Source organism: Herbaspirillum frisingense GSF30 (assembly GCF_000300975.2).
GTDB classification, from domain to species: Bacteria; Pseudomonadota; Gammaproteobacteria; order Burkholderiales; family Burkholderiaceae_D; genus Herbaspirillum; species Herbaspirillum frisingense.
The window spans coordinates 273,798-293,601 of sequence record NZ_AEEC02000002.1 but is presented as its reverse complement, the minus strand read 5'-3'; the positions used below and the strand labels follow the sequence as shown (position 1 = coordinate 293,601).

General features: G+C 62.6%; 17 protein-coding genes. 12 read left to right on the top strand and 5 right to left on the bottom strand.

Annotated elements, in window-relative coordinates:
- Positions 1 to 463: 463 nt before the first annotated feature.
- The 3 genes from ssb to HFRIS_RS02750 form a co-directional block, all read right to left on the bottom strand.
- Entirely contained in the window at positions 464 to 1,000 is a 537-nt protein-coding gene (gene ssb / locus HFRIS_RS02760; protein ID WP_006461698.1) for a single-stranded DNA-binding protein, read from the bottom strand.
- A gap of 18 nt (positions 1,001 to 1,018) precedes the next feature.
- Positions 1,019 to 2,215, bottom strand: a complete 1,197-nt coding sequence (locus HFRIS_RS02755; RefSeq protein WP_006461697.1) for an MFS transporter — start codon at positions 2,213 to 2,215, stop codon at positions 1,019 to 1,021.
- Between the two features lie 356 nt (positions 2,216 to 2,571).
- Positions 2,572 to 2,787, bottom strand: coding sequence for a hypothetical protein (locus HFRIS_RS02750; RefSeq protein ID WP_006461696.1), 216 nt, complete (start codon positions 2,785 to 2,787; stop codon positions 2,572 to 2,574).
- A 67-nt stretch (positions 2,788 to 2,854) separates the two neighbouring features.
- Between HFRIS_RS02750 and HFRIS_RS02745 the strand changes: the two genes are divergently transcribed.
- From HFRIS_RS02745 to HFRIS_RS02735, 3 genes are all read left to right on the top strand, one after another.
- On the top strand, positions 2,855 to 4,540 hold the full coding sequence (locus HFRIS_RS02745; protein WP_006461695.1) for an ArnT family glycosyltransferase: 1,686 nt from the start codon (positions 2,855 to 2,857) through the stop codon (positions 4,538 to 4,540).
- Positions 4,541 to 4,850: 310 nt separating this feature from the next.
- Positions 4,851 to 7,709 (top strand): excinuclease ABC subunit UvrA, encoded by a 2,859-nt coding sequence (gene uvrA / locus HFRIS_RS02740; RefSeq protein ID WP_006461694.1) that lies wholly within the window; start codon positions 4,851 to 4,853, stop codon positions 7,707 to 7,709.
- A 166-nt stretch (positions 7,710 to 7,875) separates the two neighbouring features.
- Entirely contained in the window at positions 7,876 to 8,643 is a 768-nt protein-coding gene (locus HFRIS_RS02735; RefSeq protein ID WP_006461693.1) for a phytanoyl-CoA dioxygenase family protein, read from the top strand.
- On the opposite strand, the gene HFRIS_RS02730 is transcribed toward HFRIS_RS02735, so the two are convergent.
- Positions 8,571 to 10,202, bottom strand: a complete 1,632-nt coding sequence (locus HFRIS_RS02730; protein ID WP_006461692.1) for a methyl-accepting chemotaxis protein — start codon at positions 10,200 to 10,202, stop codon at positions 8,571 to 8,573. The genes HFRIS_RS02735 and HFRIS_RS02730 overlap by 73 nt on opposite strands.
- 162 nt (positions 10,203 to 10,364) lie before the next feature.
- Positions 10,365 to 12,356, bottom strand: a complete 1,992-nt coding sequence (locus tag HFRIS_RS02725) for a monovalent cation:proton antiporter family protein (protein WP_006461691.1) — start codon at positions 12,354 to 12,356, stop codon at positions 10,365 to 10,367.
- A 369-nt stretch (positions 12,357 to 12,725) separates the two neighbouring features.
- On the opposite strand from HFRIS_RS02725, the gene HFRIS_RS02720 reads away from it, so the two are divergent.
- From HFRIS_RS02720 to HFRIS_RS02680, 9 genes are all read left to right on the top strand, one after another.
- Positions 12,726 to 13,754 carry a KpsF/GutQ family sugar-phosphate isomerase gene (locus tag HFRIS_RS02720; RefSeq protein WP_006461690.1) on the top strand — a complete coding sequence of 343 codons (1,029 nt, stop codon included), beginning with the start codon at positions 12,726 to 12,728 and terminating at the stop codon, positions 13,752 to 13,754.
- Positions 13,754 to 14,308: a KdsC family phosphatase gene (locus HFRIS_RS02715; protein WP_006461689.1), complete on the top strand. Its 555-nt coding sequence runs from the start codon at positions 13,754 to 13,756 to the stop codon at positions 14,306 to 14,308. Before HFRIS_RS02720 ends, HFRIS_RS02715 begins: the two co-directional genes overlap by 1 nt.
- Positions 14,305 to 14,913, top strand: a complete 609-nt coding sequence (lptC, locus tag HFRIS_RS02710) for an LPS export ABC transporter periplasmic protein LptC (RefSeq protein WP_006461688.1) — start codon at positions 14,305 to 14,307, stop codon at positions 14,911 to 14,913. The genes HFRIS_RS02715 and lptC overlap by 4 nt, the downstream gene beginning before the upstream one ends.
- A 51-nt stretch (positions 14,914 to 14,964) precedes the next feature.
- A complete protein-coding gene (lptA, locus tag HFRIS_RS02705; protein ID WP_039874062.1) occupies positions 14,965 to 15,588 on the top strand; it encodes a lipopolysaccharide transport periplasmic protein LptA in 624 nt (207 codons plus the stop codon).
- A gap of 2 nt (positions 15,589 to 15,590) precedes the next feature.
- Positions 15,591 to 16,331, top strand: coding sequence for an LPS export ABC transporter ATP-binding protein (gene lptB, locus HFRIS_RS02700; protein WP_006461686.1), 741 nt, complete (start codon positions 15,591 to 15,593; stop codon positions 16,329 to 16,331).
- A 67-nt stretch (positions 16,332 to 16,398) separates the two neighbouring features.
- Positions 16,399 to 17,889, top strand: coding sequence for an RNA polymerase factor sigma-54 (locus HFRIS_RS02695; protein ID WP_006461685.1), 1,491 nt, complete (start codon positions 16,399 to 16,401; stop codon positions 17,887 to 17,889).
- A gap of 158 nt (positions 17,890 to 18,047) precedes the next feature.
- Positions 18,048 to 18,410 carry a ribosome hibernation-promoting factor, HPF/YfiA family gene (gene hpf, locus HFRIS_RS02690; RefSeq protein ID WP_006461684.1) on the top strand — a complete coding sequence of 121 codons (363 nt, stop codon included), beginning with the start codon at positions 18,048 to 18,050 and terminating at the stop codon, positions 18,408 to 18,410.
- Between the two features lie 374 nt (positions 18,411 to 18,784).
- Entirely contained in the window at positions 18,785 to 19,096 is a 312-nt protein-coding gene (gene grxD / locus HFRIS_RS02685; protein ID WP_006461683.1) for a Grx4 family monothiol glutaredoxin, read from the top strand.
- 35 nt (positions 19,097 to 19,131) lie between these two features.
- Positions 19,132 to 19,734 (top strand): UbiX family flavin prenyltransferase, encoded by a 603-nt coding sequence (locus HFRIS_RS02680; protein WP_006461682.1) that lies wholly within the window; start codon positions 19,132 to 19,134, stop codon positions 19,732 to 19,734.
- The last annotated feature ends 70 nt before the right edge of the window (positions 19,735 to 19,804 follow it).

Here is a 19,804-nt window from a genome sequence, read left to right as displayed (position 1 = left end):
GTTCTCCTTGTAGTAGTGGGCGATCAGCCGCCGAAGAGGCGGGACATGGTGTCAGCGAAGACGACGATCAGTCCGACGAGCATGGTGTTCTCCTTGTAGTAGTGGGCGATCAGCCGCCGAAGAGGCGGGACATGGTGTCAGCGAAAACGACGATGAGTCCGACGAGCATGGTGTTCTCCTTGTAGTGACAGCCAATCAGCCGCCGAAGATGTGGGACATGGTTTCAGCGAAGGCGATGATGAGTCCGATAAGCATGGTGTTCTCCTTGATCTGGTGGGTTGAGACCGATGCTGTTTGCTTCGGCTTGTTGTCATCATCGCGTTGACCGGTTACCGCCACATTGCAGGTTTGCTCGCCCAGGTTTCAGTTGAAATCTGGGCCCATGAAAAAACCCCTCGCTGCGTAGGCAGACGAGGGGTTCTTCAGAAGAGCAAGGCCGCATTCGCAGCCTGCGGGAAACGGATCAGAAGGGAATATCGTCATCCATGTCCGAGAAGTTCGGCGCCGGGCGCTGGGCCGGCTGCTGGCGCGGGGCGCCGCCACCACCGCCACCACCCGCATTACCGCCAGCGCTCTGGCGAGGTGCGCCGCCGCCGTAGCTGCCTGCACCGCCACCACCGCTGCCGTAGCCGCCTTCATCCATGCCACCACCACCGCCCGCGCCCTGGCGGCCGCCCAGCATCTGCATGGTATCGGCGATGATTTCCGTGGTGTAGCGCTCCACGCCTTCCTTGTCCTGCCACTTGCGCGTCTGCAGGCGGCCTTCGACGTAGATCTGCGAGCCCTTCTTCAGGTACTGGCCGGCGATTTCAGCCAGCTTGCGATAGAAGGTGATGCGGTGCCACTCGGTTAGCTCCTTCTTTTCGCCGGAATTCTTGTCCTTCCAGCTCTCGGTCGTGGCGACGGCGATGTTGGTGACGGCTTCGCCGTTGGGCATGTAGCGTGTTTCCGGGTCGCGCCCCAGGTTGCCGACGATGATGACTTTATTGACCGATGCCATTGTTTCTCCTGAATACGTTTAGGCTGTTGCACCCGCCGCCGGCGCTGAACGGCGCGGCAGGTTTTTCATGTTAGCCGCGATTATAAGCCAGGTCAGGGTGAGCACAGCAGACAAGAGGAACACCGCGGAATTCCCCACATTTTGTTTAAGCCAGCCACCCAGGGCGCCGCCGCAGGACAAACCCAGCGCCTGCAGGGTGTTATAGACGCCCAGCGCCGCGCCCTTGGCCGCTGGAGGGGCAATACGGGACACCAGCGAAGGCTGGGCCGCTTCCAGGATGTTGAAGGCGACGAAGAACAGGAACAGCAGGGTCACCAGCATCCAGAGACTTCCCAGCGGTTGGGACAACACCAGCCAGAAGCCCACCTGCACCAGCAGCATCAGGCTGATGGCGCCGACGAAGACCGGCTTCATGCGCCCGTACTTCTCGGCCACGATGATCGGCGGCAGCATCAGCACGAAGGAGGCCAGAACCACCGGCAGATAGATCTTCCAGTGTTCACCCAGCGGCAGGCCAGCCGATTGCACGAGCGCTGCCGGCACCACCAGGAACATGGCAACCTGGGTCAGGTGCAGCGTGAATACACCCCAGTTCAGGCGCAGAAGTTCAGTCTGGCGCAGCACCTCGGCCAGCGACACCCGCCTGGCCTGTACCATCGGCGCCGCCGGTACCACCCATAGCACCACCGCGATAGCCAGCAGGGAGAGCACGCCGGTCAGGCCGAAGATGCCACCCATGCCAATCGACTCGTAGAGCAGTGGTGAGGCCACCATCGAGACCGCGAAGGTTACCCCGATGGAGGCACCCACCATGGCCATGGCCTTGGTGCGATGTTCCTCGCGGGTGGAATCGGCGATGAAGGCGGTGATGGCGGCAGAGATCGCGCCCGAACCCTGCAGCGCTCGTCCCACCAGCAGCCACATCACGCTCTGGGCACCAGCGGCCACGAAGGAGCCCAGCGCAAACAGCAACAGGCCGATGACGATGATGCGCTTGCGGCCATAGCGGTCGGAGGCAATCCCGTAGGGAATCTGTCCACAGGCCTGCGCCAGTCCATAGATGCCCAGGGCGATGCCGACCAGGGTATCGCTGTCGCCCCCGGGCAGGCTGTGGGCGTGCACGGCAAACACCGGCAACACCAGGAACAGGCCCAGCATGCGCAGGGAAAAGATCGAGGCCAGGGAAACGCTGGCACGCACCTCGGCGCGCGACATGCCGGTTTTCTCAGGCTGTGCGGATGAACTTGTGTCGTGGGACATACGTGTGACGTGTAGGGGCTGGCGTTGGCGGCTGCCCGGCCTTTCGTGAAACCGGGCTGTAGGACAAAGGCAGTATGGTAACAGCATAGTCCGGCGCCTCGGGAGCCCGCCTGACGAGCTCTGTACCGATCCGACGGGTTTAGCGCGCTTCCATGTGCTGCATCAATCCAACAATGCGCGGTCAGCAAACGGCGGAATGTAGCAAATCTTCACACCTTTCCTGACAAATACGTCATTTAGTTCAATGCTTATGCCAAAATGTCGACTTGCTCATTTTTTCTGCAGTGTCCTATAACAGCCGCCGACTTCCATTACCGGAAGATTTTCGCCAGGCAATAATCCTCGCCAAGAAAAATAAAGCAAGCACGCATCAAGGGGGGAGAAAACCCGATGCAGAGGATGGCGAAGAGCACCAGGCACTGCGCCAAGGCGCGCCGAGGATCACGTTTGTTGCCGCTCTGCTCCCAGGTTTTCGGTTTTTGAATTTTTCGCGGGCAGCGCAGGCGGCTCGCATCCGTATTCAGCATGTTCCTATTCGATTCGGTCTCTGAACGCAAGCCAGGGCCATCTCTTTCGACGACATCGGCACCGGTCTTGGGTCAGCACGCCCTGTCCTCGCGCATGGCCTGGCTGCTGCTGGTCCTGGCCGGCGCAGCCTGGCTGCTGCCGGGCATCTTCGGCCATGGGCCGTGGAAGCAGGACGAAACCTATTCCTTCGGCATGATCCATCACATGCTGACTTCGGGTGAGTATCTGGTGCCGACCAATGCCGGCCGGCCGTTCATGGAAAAGCCGCCGCTGTACTACTGGACGGCCGTGTTCCTGGCCAAGCTGCTGCATCCGCTGCTGCCGTACCACGAGGGTGCGCGCCTGGCCAGCGTGCTCTACAACCTGGTGACGCTGGTCTTCGTGGCGCGCATCGCCCAGATGATGTGGAACCAGCGCAGCCTGATGAGCCTGCCGGTACTGGCGACGCTGGCGCTGTTCGCCGGTTCCCCCGGCATGGTCAAGCATGCCCATGACATGTTCACTGACGTGGCGCTGGTTACCGGCGCCACCATGGCTACCTATGGCCTGCTGGCCATCGCCCTGAACCAGGAACGCCGCACGCCATCGTGGACCGCTGCGTTCTGGTTCGGCCTGGGTGTGGGAATCACCGAGATGAGCAAGGGCCTGTTCGTACCGCTGACCTTCGCGGCCACGGCACTGGTGCTGGGCTTGCTGGTGCAGTCCTGCCGCCACCGCACCTACTGGAAGATGGTGGGTCTGGCGGTGCTGGTGTCACTGCCTTTCTTCGTGATCTGGCCGGCCCTGCTGGCGCAGCACTCGGTGCCACTGTTCATGGAATGGTTCTGGGATAACAACGTCGGCCGCTTCTTCGGCTTTTCGGTGAAGAAACTGGGCTCGGACAATGATCACACCGTGATCCTGCGGGCACTGGCCGGTTTCGCCCTGCCCGGCTCGCTACTGGCCTTGCTGGGCCTGGCCAGCGGCGACTGGCGCCAGGCCCGCAGTTCACGGGTCGCCATGCCGCTGGTCTTCGCTGCGATCAGCCTGGCCGTGCTGCAAAGCTCGGCCACGGCCCGCCAGTTGTATCTGCTGCCGGTGCTGCTGCCGCTGGCGATGCTGGGCGCGCGCGCCATCCCGCGTCTTCCGGACGCATTCAATCTGGGTTGGGACTGGCTGGCGCGTGTGGCCTTCGGCCTGATGGCCGTGGGCATCTGGGCCATCTATGTCATCTCGACCTTGCCGGTCGAACATCATCACTGGATCGGTTTCATGGGCAAGTGGCTGCCGCTGGAATATGTCACTCCGATCCAGCCGCTGGCCTTGCTGGCGGCCGGCGCCATGAGCATCCTGTGGATCGCCTCGCTGGGTCTCTTGCAGCTGGCCGGCCAATGGCGTGGCGCGTTTTCCTGGTTTGGCGGCATCACGCTGATGTGGGGCCTGGCCTTCACGCTGCTGCTGCCGTGGGCCGACTACGGGAAAAGTTATGAGTTCGTCTACGCCGACCTGAATACCCGGCTCGCGCCCGCCTGGCATGCCGACGACTGCATGGCCAGCCAGAACCTGGGCGAGTCGGAAGCACCGATGCTGTACTACTACACGGGCGTCCTGCACCAGCCCATCGACGCTACCGGAACGACCGAATGCCGCTGGGTGATCCAGCAAACCCCTGGTGTCACCCACCGTCCCAAAGGTCACTGGACGCTGTTCTGGGAAGGGCGCCGCGATGGCGATGACGGACAGCTCTTCAAGGTCTGGCAGCGCGCCGGTTAAACATCGGTCGCTGTCCAGCGCGTCCATCGCCCTGGGAATACGAGCCGACCACGCGCCGGCTTTTTGCTGGCCGACGCATTCTGCAGAATGCCGGCGCTGACGATTTCCTGCGTCATTTGCGCTCCATCCGGGGCGCTTTTCCTACTGCCGCGCTTTCATTTCCCGGATGTGTTCCCACATGGGTCATCTGGCGCCGCCGGCCTGCCTGCCGGCCGTTCGCAGTCCTGTTATAGTTACATGTTGTCCCACCGCTGCTCCGCGCAAGGCGTCATTCCACGCGGCGGCAGGAAACCCCTAGCTGAAGGCATCCATGGAAGAAATTCGCATTCGCGGCGCGCGCACGCACAACCTCAAGAATATCAACCTAGACCTCCCCCGCAACAAGCTCATCGTCATCACCGGGCTGTCCGGTTCGGGCAAGTCCTCGCTGGCCTTCGATACCTTGTATGCAGAGGGCCAGCGCCGCTACGTGGAGTCCCTGTCGGCCTATGCGCGCCAGTTCCTGCAACTGATGGAAAAGCCGGACGTGGACATGATCGAGGGCCTGTCTCCCGCGATCTCCATCGAGCAGAAGGCTACTTCGCACAACCCGCGCTCCACGGTCGGCACCGTCACCGAGATCCACGACTACCTGCGCCTGCTGTATGCCCGCGTCGGCACGCCCTACTGCCCCGACCACCCCGAACATCCGCTGGAGGCCCAATCGGTCTCGCAGATGGTCGATGCGGTGCTGGCACTGCCGGAAGATACCAAGCTGATGATCATGGCGCCGGTAGTGGCCAACCGCAAGGGCGAGCATGCCGACCTGTTCGAGGAGATGCAGGCCCAGGGCTTCGTGCGCTTTCGCATCCAGAGCGGCACCGGCACGGCCAAGGTCTACGAGGTCGATGACCTGCCCAAGCTGAAGAAGACCGAGAAGCACACCATCGATGTCGTCATCGATCGCGTCAAGGTCAAGGCTGAAATCAAGCAGCGCCTGGCCGAAAGCTTCGAGACCGCGCTGCGTCTGGCCGATGGCCGCGCCATCGCGCTCGAAATGGATGGCGGCAAGGAACACCTGTACTCCAACAAGTTCGCCTGCCCCATCTGCGGCTATTCGCTGCAGGAGCTGGAACCGCGGCTGTTCTCCTTCAACAACCCGATGGGGGCCTGCCCGGAATGCGATGGCCTGGGCCATATCGAGTTCTTCGATCCCAAGCGCATCGTCGCCTTCCCCAACCTGTCGCTGGCTTCAGGTGCGATCAAGGGCTGGGACCGTCGCAACCAGTTCTATTTCCAGATGCTCACCAGCATCGCGGCCTTCTACGACTTCGACCTCGACGTTCCCTTCGAGCAGCTCGACGACAAGGCCCAGCAGGTGGTGCTGTACGGTTCCGGCCGCCAGGCCATCCCCTTCGCCTACGTCAACGAGCGCGGCCGTACCGTGGTCAAGGAGCACACCTTCGAAGGCGTGGTCAACAATCTGCAGCGCCGCTACCGCGAGACCGATTCGATGGCGGTCAAGGAAGAGCTGGCCAAGTTCATCAACGAGAAGCAATGCCCTTCCTGCCACGGCGCGCGCCTGCGGGTGGAAGCACGCTACGTGAAGGTAGGCAGCGGCAAGCAGCAACGCGCCATCTATGAGGTGGCAGCTACGCCCCTGCGCGAGACCCTGTCCTTCTTCGAGACCCTGAAGCTGACCGGCGCCAAGAAGGAAATCGCCGACCGCATCATCAAGGAAATCGTCTCGCGCCTGACCTTCCTCAACAACGTCGGGCTGGACTACCTGTCCCTGGAGCGCAGCGCCGACACGCTTTCCGGCGGCGAAGCCCAGCGCATCCGCCTGGCCTCGCAGATCGGCTCGGGCCTGACCGGCGTGATGTATGTACTGGACGAACCCTCCATCGGCCTGCACCAGCGCGACAACGACCGTCTCATCGATACCCTGCGCCACCTGCGCGACATCGGCAACACCGTGCTGGTGGTGGAACACGATGAAGACGCCATCCGTACCGCCGACTACATCGTCGACATGGGCATCGGCGCGGGCGTGCACGGCGGTGACGTGATCGCCCATGGCTCGCTGCCGGAAATCCTGAAGAACAAGAAGTCGCTGACCGCCAAATACCTCAACGGCTCGCTGGAAATCTCGGTCCCCAAGAAGCGTACGCCCTGCGACGAGTCGCGCATGCTGACCATCGCTGGCGCCTCCGGCAACAACCTCAAGAACGTTGACCTGGAGTTGCCGGTGGGCCTGCTGACCTGCGTGACCGGGGTCTCCGGTTCGGGCAAGTCGACCCTGGTCAATGACACGCTCTACCTGTCGGCAGCGCGCCACCTGTATGGCTCGCAGACCGAGCCGGCGGAGCACGAAGCCATCGGCGGCCTGGAGCATTTCGACAAGGTGATCGCGGTGGACCAGGCTCCCATCGGCCGTACCCCACGCTCCAACCCGGCCACCTATACGGGCCTGTTCACGCCGATCCGCGACCTGTTCGCCACGGTGCCGATGGCCAAGGAACGTGGTTACAGTGCCGGCCGTTTCTCCTTCAACGTCAAGGGCGGGCGCTGCGAAGCCTGCCAGGGCGATGGCGTGATCAAGGTGGAAATGCACTTCCTGCCGGACGTGTACGTGCCTTGCGACGTCTGCCACGGCAAGCGCTACAACCGCGAAACACTGGAAGTCCAGTACAAGGGCAAGAACATCACCGAGATCCTCGACATGACGGTTGAAGATGCCCATGAGTTCTTCAAGCCGGTACCGCTGATCGCCCGCAAGCTGCAGACGCTGCTGGACGTGGGCCTGGGCTACATCAAGCTGGGCCAGAGCGCGACCACCCTCTCGGGTGGCGAGGCGCAACGCGTGAAGCTGTCGCTGGAACTGTCCAAGCGCGATACCGGCCGCACGCTCTACATCCTGGATGAGCCGACCACCGGCCTGCACTTCCATGACATCGACCTGCTGCTCAAGGTGATCCACCGCCTGCGCGACCAGGGCAATACGGTGACCATCATCGAGCACAATCTGGACGTCATCAAGACTGCCGACTGGATCATCGATCTGGGGCCCGAAGGGGGCGCGGGCGGCGGCAAGATCGTCGCGGCCGGCACGCCGGAGGACGTGGCGAAGAACCCGGCCAGCGTCACCGGCAAGTACCTGGCACCCTTGCTGAAGAAGAAAGCGAAGTAAAAAAGAAGTCCGGACTTGCGCGCGCGCAAACGATACAGAATCTGGTCGCATCTGTATCTTGCGCGTCGCCGGCCTTGGCATACAGTCATGCTCTTGGCCGCCATCCGGCGCACAATGAAGGCAGGCATTCCCTCAGCATGCCGCCGTGCAACCCCGAAAGACCCACATGTCGAACCCGCTGTCACCCGCCCAGGTCGCCTTTTTCCGCGAGCAAGGCTATCTGCTGTTGAAGGGCATGGTCCCTGCCGATCTGCGCGAGCGCATGCTCGCCGTCACCCGCGATCACCTGCAACGCGCGGTCGCCCCGCTCGAATATGAAGCCGAGGTCGGTTATGAAGGCGCCCCGGCCTCGCTGGACGCCGAAGGTGGCCGCACGGCGCGGCGTCTGCGCGCAGCCTGGCAGCGTGACCCCGTCTACCGCGAATGGGCCGGGCACAAGCAACTGGTGGCCATGCTGCATCAACTGTTCGAAGAACCGGTCTGCCTGACCCTGGCCCATCACAACTGCGTGATGACCAAGCATCCGGCTTTCGGGACCGCCACCGGCTGGCACCGCGACATCCGCTACTGGTCCTTCCCGCGCAACGAGCTGATTTCGGTGTGGCTGGCGCTGGGCGCTGAGACGCCTGAAAACGGCGCGCTCAAGTTCATTCCCGGCTCGCACAGGTTGACGCTGCAAGCCGAGCAGATGGATGAACTGGATTTCCTGCGCCCGGAAGTGCCGGCCAACCAGGCGCTGTTTGCGCAAGGCATTGCGCTGTCACTGGAGCCGGGCGACGTGGTGCTGTTCCACAGCGGCCTGTTCCACGCGGCTGGCCGCAACGACAGCAACCAGGTCAAGTGTTCGGCCGTGTTCGCCTATCACGGCAAGAGCAATCCCCCCCTGCCTGGCACCCGCTCGGCGGCCTCCGAGGATGTGACGCTGGACGACTGAACCGCCAGCACGGTGCTGCCGCCAACACGGAATACGCTGACCGCTTCCGACAGGCGCGCCGCCTGCTCCTGCATGGCCTGAGCGGCCGCAGCGGCTTGCTCCACCAGCGCGGCATTCTGCTGGGTGGTCTCATCCATCTGCGTGATGGCGCGGTTGACTTCTTCGATGCCCTGGCTCTGTTCCTGCCCGGCTGCACTGATCTCGCTGACCACTTCGCTGACGCGCTGCACGCTCTTGACGACCTCGTCGATGGTGGCACCGGCCTGGGCCACCAGCGTGCTGCCGCTGCCTACCCGGGTGACGGAATCATCGATGAGCACCTTGATTTCCTTGGCCGCCGCCGCCGAGCGCTGGGCCAGCGAACGCACTTCCGACGCCACGACCGCGAAGCCGCGGCCCTGCTCGCCGGCACGGGCCGCTTCCACTGCAGCGTTCAAGGCCAGGATGTTGGTCTGGAAGGCGATGCCGTCGATCACGCTGATGATGTCCACGATCTTGCTGGAAGACTGGTTGATGGAACTCATGGTATCGACCACCTGACGCACCACTTCGCCCCCACGTACCGCCACTTCGGAAGCCGAATGCGCCAGTTGCCGCGCCTGCTGCGCATTGTCGGCGTTGGTGCGCACGGTCGAGGTCAGCTCTTCCATGGCCGAGGCGGTCTCTTCCAGGGCACCGGCCTGCTGTTCTGTACGAGAGGAAAGATCCAGGTTGCCATGAGCGATTTCGCTGGAAGCCGTGGCGATGGTATCGGTACTCAGACGGACCTGGCCGACGATGCCCTGCAGGTTGTCGTTCATCTGCTTGAGCGCCTGCATCAGCTGGCCGGTCTCGTCCTGGCTGTGCACCTCGATACGCTGGGTCAGATCACCCGCGGCCACGGCTTGCGCCAGCGCGACGGCATGTCGCAGCGGTGCCGAGATGGCTTTCACCAGCAACACCCCCATCAGGAGCGCTACCGCCAGGCCGGCGGCCATGGCCACGCTCATCACGACGAGCAGGGTCTGGTAGCGCTGCTGCGCCTGTTCATACAGGTCGCGGCCGACATTGCGCTGCAGGTCCATCAATTGCCCCAGGGTGGCATGGGCATCGGCATAGAGCTTGAGCATGAGGCCACCGTAGACTTCGATGGCACCCTGGAAGTCGCGATTGTGCAGCGCCTCGACCGCGGGCTTGATGCCATCGGTGATGAATTTCTGGCGTTGCGGCAGCAGTTTGTCCAGCAGCGCCTTTTCTTCGGTGGTCAGCACGGTTTCCTGGTACTGCTTGACGACGGCGTCGTTGGCCTTGAGGGCCTTTTCCAGCTTGTCCATGTTGGCGTCGATATCGCCGGAGTCGCCCACAATGGAGGTGGAAATGCCGTTGCGCGCAGCATCCAGCGCTGCTGACATGCGTTCGAGCTGGGACAGCGCCACCAGCCTGTCCTCGTAGAGCGAGCGCATCTGCGCATTGGTCGAGCGCAGGCTGACCAGACCGAGAACGCCCGATGCCACCAGCAGCAGGGCCAGAAAACCAATGACGAAGATCAGGCGAGCCCTGATCGTGAGTGTGCTGAACATGTTCCTCCCGGACTTGCTATTGTTTTTTCAACAAGGGACTCGTTGTGCGAAGCCCTTGTCCTGACACGGTCGACGCAGGCGAATAAGCCGCGCCGCTACCATCCAGCAACACTAGCATTTCCCGTACCAGGGGAACAAGACCTCATTGTGCGGGGGTGGTCCTCATTTGCTGAGGAGGCGTTTTTCGGCGCGCAGGATGCTCTCCGAACTGCCGCGCAAGACCACGATGTCACCGGCCATGAGCACCGCCTGATCAGGCGCATCGAGACGCTGCTTGCCACGGCGCAGCATGGCGACCTCGGCGCCGCAATACGTGGGCAGGTCGATCTCGGCGAGGGTGTGACCAACTGCACTGGCGCCCCCGATCAGGGTGACCGACTGCAGGCGCACATTCATGCCCACGCCATCGGCCTCGGCGTCGGACATGCCATGGAAATAGCCGCGCAGCGAGGCATAGCGCTCATCGCGCGCATCCTGCACGCGGTGCACCACCCGGCGCAATGGCACACCCAGCATCACCAGCGCATGCGAGGCCAGCATCAGGCTGCCTTCCAGCGCTTCGGGCACAACCTCGGTAGCCCCGGCGGCGAGCAGTTTTTCGAGATCGGCGTCGTCATGGCTGCGCACGATCACGGGCAGCTCCGGCTCCAGTTCGGCGGCGTGATGCAAGACCTTCAGCGCCGAGGGCGTACTGGCATAGGTGACCACCAGGGCGGCGGCACGGTGGATGCCGGCGGCCACCAGGCTTTCGCGCCGGGCGGCATCGCCGTAGGAGACATTGGCGCCCCCATTGCGGGCATCCTGCACCAGTTCCGGGTCCATCTCCAACGCGTGGTAGGCGATCCCCTCCTCTTCCAGCAGGCGCGCCAGGCTCTGACCGCTGCGGCCGAAACCGGCGATGATGACGTGCTTCTGCACGCCCATGGTGCGGGTGGCCAGTTGCGTGAGGGCCAGGGATTGCAGCATCCACTCGTTGGCGGAGAATCGCATGACGATGGCGTCGGACTTGGCCAGGATCAAAGGCGTAGCCAGCATCGACAGCACCATCGCTGCCAGGATCACCTGGATCAGCAAGGGATCGACCAGCTTGAGTCCGCCGGCCTGGCTCAGCAGCACGAAGCCGAATTCCCCGGCCTGCGCCAGGCCCAGGCCGACCCGCAGCGCCACGCCGGTGGACGATCCGAACAGTCTCGCCAGCCCGGCAATGAGGGCAAACTTGAGCAGCACCGGCCCGGTCAGAAGGAGCAGCACCAGGAACCAGTGATCGACCACCGTGCGCACATTGAGCAGCATGCCGATGGTGATGAAGAACAGGCCCAGCAGGACATCGCGGAAGGACTTGATGTCTTCTTCCACCTGGTGCTTGAACTCGGTCTCGGAAATGAGCATGCCGGCGATGAAGGCGCCCAGAGCCAGGGACAAGCCGGCCTTTTCGGTGATCCAGGCCGCGCCCAGGGTGATCAGCAGCAGGTTCAGCATGAACAGTTCCTGCGAGCGCCGCTTGACCACGATGCGGAACCAGCCACGCATGAGCTTGCTGCCGAAGAACAGCAGCAGCGCCAGCACCACCATCGCCTTGCCCACGGCCCAACCCAGCGTGACCATGATGTTGCCGGAATTGTTGGCCAGCGCCGGCACCACGATCAACAGCGGCACCAGGGCCAGATCCTGGAACAGCAGCACGCCCATGATGCGGCGGCCATGCTCGGTTTCCAGTTCCAGTCGTTCGGTGAGCAGCTTGGAGACGATGGCGGTGGATGACATGGTCAGGGCGCCGCCGAGCGCGAAGGCCGCCTGCCAGCTCACGTTGATGAACTGCGGCAGCACCATGGCCGAGCCCCAGGCCATCACCATGGTGGCAGCAATGGTGGTGGCCACCTGCGCCACGCCCAGCCCGAAGACGATATGGCGCATGGCCGACAGCTTGGCCAGGGAAAACTCCAGGCCGATGGAAAACATCAGGAACACCACCCCGAACTCGGCCAGGGCATGGGTGGTTTCATTGTCTTCGGCGAAGGCCAGCCCGTGCGGGCCGATGATGATGCCCACCACCAGATAGCCCAGCATGGGCGGCAACTGCATCATGCGGAAGGCGACCACGCCCAGCACCGCCGCAGCCAGAAGGAAGAGTGTCAGTTCCAGTCCGGAAAACATGGCTTGTTTGGTTTCTTATGACAATGCAATGCAGTGAATATGAGCAATTTGACAACGCACCAGAGCAAGGCAGCGCGGGAGAGTGTTCACCGCAGCTCACCGCGGCGGATAGCGAAGGCGGGCCGCAAAGGTGCATCCCGGTCGGCGGAGCCGGGCTCCCTGGTTTATGCCGGCCTGATACCGGCGCGCCCCATGCTCCGTGTTCCGTGTTCAGTGCCCCGCCTCCTGCAGTGCTGCCGGAAGCGGCATTGACTCCCCCCTGGCGAGCATGTTGCGGTGCGTCGCAATCCTGCACCTTATATCAAGCTCAACAGCATTCCCTTACATCTGGCAAGTTTTTTGCTTTGCTAATTCGTTTATACTTCGGTTATGAGTGTAACCGATGACAAAACCACATCTGCATCTTTTTCCGCCGAGGCTGCCCGCCGTGCCGTCGAGCTGGCGCGCCAGACCCTGCAGATTGAAGCCGATGCCATCCTGGCGCTGAAGAGCCGCCTGCGCGACGATAGCGCCGAGCCCTTGGCACAAGCCGTGCAGGCCGTGCTGCAATGCCAGGGCCGCACCGTGGTGTCGGGCATCGGCAAATCAGGCCACATCGGCCGCAAGATCGCCGCCACGCTCGCCTCCACCGGCAGCCCCTCGCTGTTCATGCATCCGGCCGAAGCCTCCCATGGCGACCTGGGTATGGTGACCCCCAAGGACGTCTTCATCGCCATTTCCAACTCTGGCGAAACCGCCGAGCTGCTGGCGATCGTCCCCATCATCAAGCGCATGGGCGCTGTGATCATCGCCATGACCGGCAATGACGATTCCAGCCTGGCCCGGATGGCGGCGGTGCACCTCAACGTGGGCGTGGCCAAGGAAGCCTGTACCCTGAACCTGGCGCCCACCGCCAGCACCACGGCCACGCTGGCCATGGGCGATGCGCTGGCGGTGTCGCTGCTGGACGCCCGCGGCTTCCTGGAAGAAGATTTCGCGCGCTCCCACCCCGGTGGCGCGCTGGGCCGCCGCCTGCTGACCCACGTGCGTGACGTGATGCGCAGTGGCGAGGCCATCCCGGCGGTGCGTCCGGATGTCTCGCTGTCGGCCGCGCTGATGGAAATCACGCGCAAGGGCATGGCCATGACGGCCGTGGTGGATGAGCAGTTCCGGCCGATCGGCGTATTCACTGACGGCGACCTGCGCCGCCTGCTGGAGCGGGGCCAGGATTTCACCAGCTTCAGCATCGCCGAAGTGATGCACGCCCAGCCGCAAAGCATCAACCAGGATCGGCTGGCGGTGGACGCCGTGCAGCTGATGGAACAATTCCGTATCAACCAGTTGCTGGTCACCGATGCCGAGGGCGTCCTCACGGGCGCGCTGCACATCCATGACCTGACCCGCGCCAAGGTAATCTGATGACCGCGTCCGCCTTCACCAGCTCCCTGCCGCCGGACGCCCTCGCCAAGGCAGCCGGCGTTCGCCTGATGATCTTCGATGTCGATGGCGTCCTGACCGACGGCGGCCTGTTCTACGGCGAAGAGGGTGAGGCCTTCAAGCGCTTCAACGCCCTCGATGGCCACGGCATCAAGATGATGCAACAGTTCGGCACGGCCGCCGCCATCATTACCGCACGCCAGTCGCCCTATGTACTGCGGCGCGCGCGTGACCTCGGCATCGCCCACGTGTTCCAGGGCGTACACGACAAACGCCAGGCCTTCGAACAACTGCTGCAGCACACCCAGCTCACGGCGGCCGCGTGTGGCTACCTGGGCGACGACATCATCGACCTGCCGGTCCTGACCCGCGTCGCCTTCAAGGCGTGCGTGGCCAACGGTCACCGCGAGGTCAAGGCGCGCTGCGATTACGTGACCCAGGCCACTGGCGGCAACGGCGCGGTGCGCGAAGTCTGCGACCTGGTCCTGGCCGCGCAGGGCAACTACGAGGCGGCGCTGGCGCCGTACCTGGCATGAGCGGGCGCAGCGGAGAACGCGCCGCCGAGCGCATCCGGCTGGCAGTGATCGTGGTGATCCTGATCGGCGCAGCCCTGGGCAGCTTCTGGGTACTGCAGGCCCTGCGTGCCTCCAGCGACCAGCACGCAGTGCAGCGCCCGCGTGGCAAACCCGATTACTACCTGGAAAACTTCAGCTACGTGAAACTCGGTCCCACGGGCCTTCCGCGCTATGACGTTTCCGGGACCAAGATGGTCCACTTCCCGCTGGACGACTCCTTCGAAATTACCAAGCCGGTGGTGCACAGCCTGGACAAGGACAAGCCTCCGATGGAACTGTATTCCGACACGGCACGCGTGACCGACGACCAGACCCAGATCCACATGTATGGCAATGCCAACGCCATCCGCGGCGCCGCCAACGGCCGTGCGCCGATGCATCTGGTCTCGGAATACCTGCTGCTGCTACCCGATGACGAGATCGTCAAGACCGACAAACCGGTTGCAATGACGATGGGCACCACCAGATTGAATGGAGTGGGCATGCTGGCCAACAACGCCACCCAGGTCGTGCAGTTGTTCGGCAATGTGCGCGGTTATTACGAGCCCACGCCTAAGAAACGCTAACCCGGTTGTCTCCACGATAAAAACGCCAAGAACCGACCAGACAGGAAATCCATGAAACGCTCACTCTTACTGCCGATGCTGATGCTGGCTGCCGTGTGCGGCGTGGCCCACGCCGAAAAGGCGGACTCCACCAAGCCCACCAACATCGAGGCGGACCAGATGGTCTACGACGACGTGCGCCAGGTGAAGACCTTCACCGGCAACGTCGTCATGACCCGCGGCACCCTGATCATCAAGGCAGGCCGCGTGGTGCTCACGACCGACCAGTACGGCTATGAAAATGCGGTGCTGTACGCGGCCCCTGGTGCACTGGCGAACTTCCGCCAGAAGCGCGATGGCGGCCCCAACCTGTGGATCGAGGGCCAGGCCGAACGCATCGAGTATTCCGAGCAAACCGAAATCTCCAAGTTGTTCCAGCGGGCACACATTCAGCGCATGGATGGCAACCGCATCACTGACGAAGTCAATGGCGAATTCATCTCTTATGACAGCCGCGCCGAGTTCTACTCCGTCAACAACACCGCCAGCGGCGAAAGCAAGCCGGGGGCAGGACGCATCACTGCCGTGATCCAGCCCAAGAACCCGCCGCCGGCGGATGCCGCCCAGCCTTCCACGCCCGCCCAGCCCGCTACACCGGCGCCGGCCCAGCGTCGTCAGAACGGAAAGGACCAGTAAAGATGGCAAGCTCACTGGTCGTTCGCGGCCTGAAGAAAAGCTATGGTGCGCGCCAGGTAGTGCGTGACGTCTCCATGGAAGTGCGTAGTGGCGAAGTGGTCGGCCTGCTTGGCCCCAACGGTGCCGGCAAGACAACCTCGTTCTACATGATCGTCGGCCTGGTCCCCTCGGACGGTGGCGAAATCGATCTGGACGGTTCGCCCATCTCGCGCCTGCCGATCCACAAGCGCGCCACGCTGGGGCTGTCCTACCTGCCGCAGGAAGCCTCGGTGTTCCGCAAGCTGACGGTGGAAGACAACATCCGCGCCGTGCTGGAACTGCGCCAGGAAGACGGCAAGCCGCTCTCGCGCGATGAAATCGAGGGCCGCCTGAACAACCTGCTGCATGAACTGCAGATCGAAAAGCTGCGCGAGAGCCAGGCACTGTCGCTCTCCGGTGGCGAACGCCGCCGCGTGGAAATCGCCCGCGCACTGGCCACCGATCCGCGCTTCGTGCTGCTGGACGAACCGTTTGCCGGTATCGACCCGATTGCCGTGATCGAAATCCAGCGCATCGTGCGCTTCCTCAAGGAACGCGGCATCGGCGTGCTCATCACCGACCACAACGTGCGGGAAACCCTGGGTATCTGCGACCGCGCCTACATCATCAACCAGGGCACGGTGCTGGCCAGCGGTAACCCGGAAGAGATCATCGCCAACGAATCGGTGCGCCGGGTATACCTGGGCGAACACTTCCGCATGTAGCACCCGCCGTCCATCGGCCACACAACGGTATTGCAACCAGCGGGCCACGCCGCTCCCAGAAAGACAGATGAAACAGTCGCTCCAGTTACGTACCTCGCAGCACCTCGCATTGACGCCGCAACTGCAGCAGTCGATCAGGCTGCTGCAACTGTCGACGCTGGAACTGCACCAGGAACTGGAACAGATCCTGTCCGACAATCCCCTGCTCGAACGCCTGGACGACGCGCTCGACAATTCGGTGCGCCTGTTGGCCGATGGCGCGGTCTCTTCCGCGCCCTCCACCGGAGTGGCCGAGCCCGCTGGCGACAGCGGCAACGAAGCAGCGCCCTCCGCTACTGATGGCGAAGCCAGTTTCGACTATCAGGACAACAGCCCCGAGAGCGGTGTCAGTGGCGAATCCGACTGGAGCTTCGACGACGTGGCACGCAGTGGCAAATCGCCCGACGACGACGATGCCCGCCCGCAACTGGAAGCGCATGAGCTGACCCTGCGCGAACACCTGCTGGAACAGATACGGGTCACCGCCCGCACACACCGCGACCGTGCGCTGCTGGAACTGCTCACCGATGCGCTGGACGAAAGCGGTTACCTGGAGGAACCGCTGGAAGACATCCTGGCGCGCCTGCCGGAAGAGCTGGGCGTTGACCTGGAAGAACTGTCGATCTCGCTGAAGCTGCTGCAGAGCCTGGACCCGGCCGGGGTGGGTGCGCGCAGTGCCGGTGAATGTCTGGCACTGCAGATCCGCCGCCTGCCCAAGGTGCCCTTCGTCACCCGCAAGCTGGCCTTGAGGATTGTCGAGGATTACCTGCCGCTGTTCGCACAGCGCGACTTCAACAAGATCAAGAAGGCTCTCGATTGCGATGACGAGGACCTGCGCGAAGCACAGGCGGTGATCCGTCAGTGCCGTCCGCATCCGGGTGCCGAATTCGCGCGCGATGCTTCTGACTACGTGGTGCCGGACGTGATTGTCAAACAGACAAAGAACGGCTGGCAGGTCATGCTCAACCATGAGGTCATGCCCAAGCTGCGCGTCAATGCGATGTATGCGAGTGCGCTCAAGCAGGCCAAGGGCGAGGGATCGCTGTCTTCCCAGTTGCAGGAAGCCAAGTGGCTCATCAAGAACATGCGGCAACGTTTCGATACAATTTTGCGAGTCGCGCAGGCTATTGTCGAACGTCAAAGAAACTTCTTTTCACATGGCGCAGTGGCCATGCGGCCCCTTGTGCTGCGTGAAATTGCTGATACACTGGGTCTACACGAGAGCACAATCTCTCGTGTGACAACTCAAAAATACATGCTCACGCCGCACGGCATGTTCGAGTTGAAGTACTTCTTCGGTAGCCACGTCGCGACTGAAACCGGAGGCGAAGCCTCCTCCACCGCGATACGGGCGCTGATCAAACAGTTGATAGGAGCCGAAAACCCGCAGACCCCATTATCCGATAGCAAGATTGCGGATATGCTGGCAGAACAAGGCATGGTGGTCGCGCGACGCACAGTCGCCAAATACCGCGAAGTGTTGAAGATTCCGCCAGTCAATCTCCGCAAGTCCCTCTGAGCTTTCCTCAGTTTTTCTGTAGCAGTACCGTTGCTGTGTTCAGGCAAGCATCCCTACCTGGTGCCCATGCCATCCGACACGAAGACCGTGCCCGTGGTACAGCAGCTGTAGACGATGCATCGCACGAACCTCCAGTGACCTCACGATAGGAGTCTTGTATGAATCTGACCATCAGTGGACACCACCTCGAACTGACCCCCGCCATCCGGGAATACGTGCAAAGCAAGCTGGCCCGTATCAAGCGCCATTTCGACAACGTGATCGACGTCAGCGTGATCCTGAGCGTAGATAAACTCACAGAAAAGGAAAAGCGCCAAAAAGCGGAAATCAACGTCCACATCAAGGGGAAGGATCTACATGCGGAAAGCATTGCGCACGACCTCTATGCCGCCATCGATGCCCTGATCGACAAGCTCGACCGCCAGGTCATCAAGCACAAGGACCGCTTGCAGGAGCATCACTCCATGGCCAAGCGTCTGCCCGACGACACCCCCACTGATGCAGTGGCTGGCGCGGCATAAGACAAGGACCCAAGGACCATTCCTGCCGGCAGTTGCGCAACGACAGCGTGACGCATAAGGTGGGAATCTCATGAGGAAGGGGCGCGCAAGCGCCCTTTTTCATTTTGCGGCGCCGGGGCCGGTTTCATTTCCTGAGGCAAACAGTGATCCCGTGTCCGTCACCGCCGCTGTTCTCCCGACGCGGCTTGCAATGAGACTTGAAGGGGGTCCTCCCGCCCTCATCTTGATGACAAGGTTCAAAGCGGAAATCGTATAAATGATTTCCATCAAGCAATCTCGGATAACATCCCAACCACGCCGCAACCCTGCCGACTTCAACGCGCGCGGCGGCTTTTCCCTATAATGTCGGCAATCCCATTTTTAAAGGCATAGCCATGAGCGACGTCCAATCCTGGATCAAAGAAACCGTGACCCAAAACCCTGTCGTGCTGTTCATGAAGGGAACCGCCCAGTTCCCGCAATGCGGCTTCTCCGGCAAGGCCATCCAGCTGCTCAAGGCCAGCGGCGCCGAGAACATCGTCACCGTCAATGTGCTGGAAAGCGCCGATGTGCGTCAGGGCATCAAGGAATATTCGAACTGGCCAACCATTCCCCAGCTGTACGTGAAGGGTGAATTCGTCGGCGGCTCGGACATCATGAGCGAAATGTACGCCTCGGGCGAACTGCAGACCCTGATCAAGGGCTAAACCCGGCGCATCGCCACCCTGCTCAGGTTTCTCTCGTGAGTTCCACTTCCAGTCCGCCACGCCAGCGCCTGATCGTCGCCATCACCGGTGCGACCGGCGCGATCTATGGCGTGCGCCTGCTGCAGCATCTGCGCAAGCATGGTCAGGTGGAAACCCATCTGATGATTTCCGAAGCCGGCGTGCTCAATCTGCACCAGGAACTGGACATGCGGCGCAAGGACGTCGAAGCCCTGGCCGACGTGGTGCATCACGTGCGCGACGTCGGTGCCTGCATCGCCAGCGGCTCCTTCGCCTCCACCGGCATGGTGGTGGCGCCCTGTTCGATGAAAACCCTGGCCGCCGTGGCGCATGGTCTCTCCGACAACCTCATCACCCGTGCCGCCGACGTAGTCCTGAAGGAACGTCGTCGCCTGGTATTGATGGTGCGCGAAACGCCCTTCAACTTGGCCCACCTGCGCAACATGACCGCCGTCACCGAGATGGGCGGCGTGATCTTCCCGCCGCTGCCCGGTTTCTACCAGCGCCCGGCCTCGATGGAAGAAATGGTCGATCACACCCTCGGGCGCGTGCTGGACATGTTCGGCATTTCGCTGCAGCTCACCCCTGAATGGCGGGGTATGAAGGGCGAGGCAGACTGAGCGAGTGGCAGCAGAACGGTCAATAAGAAATGCGCCGCGGGTTTCCCGACGGCGCATTCTTTCTTAAGCG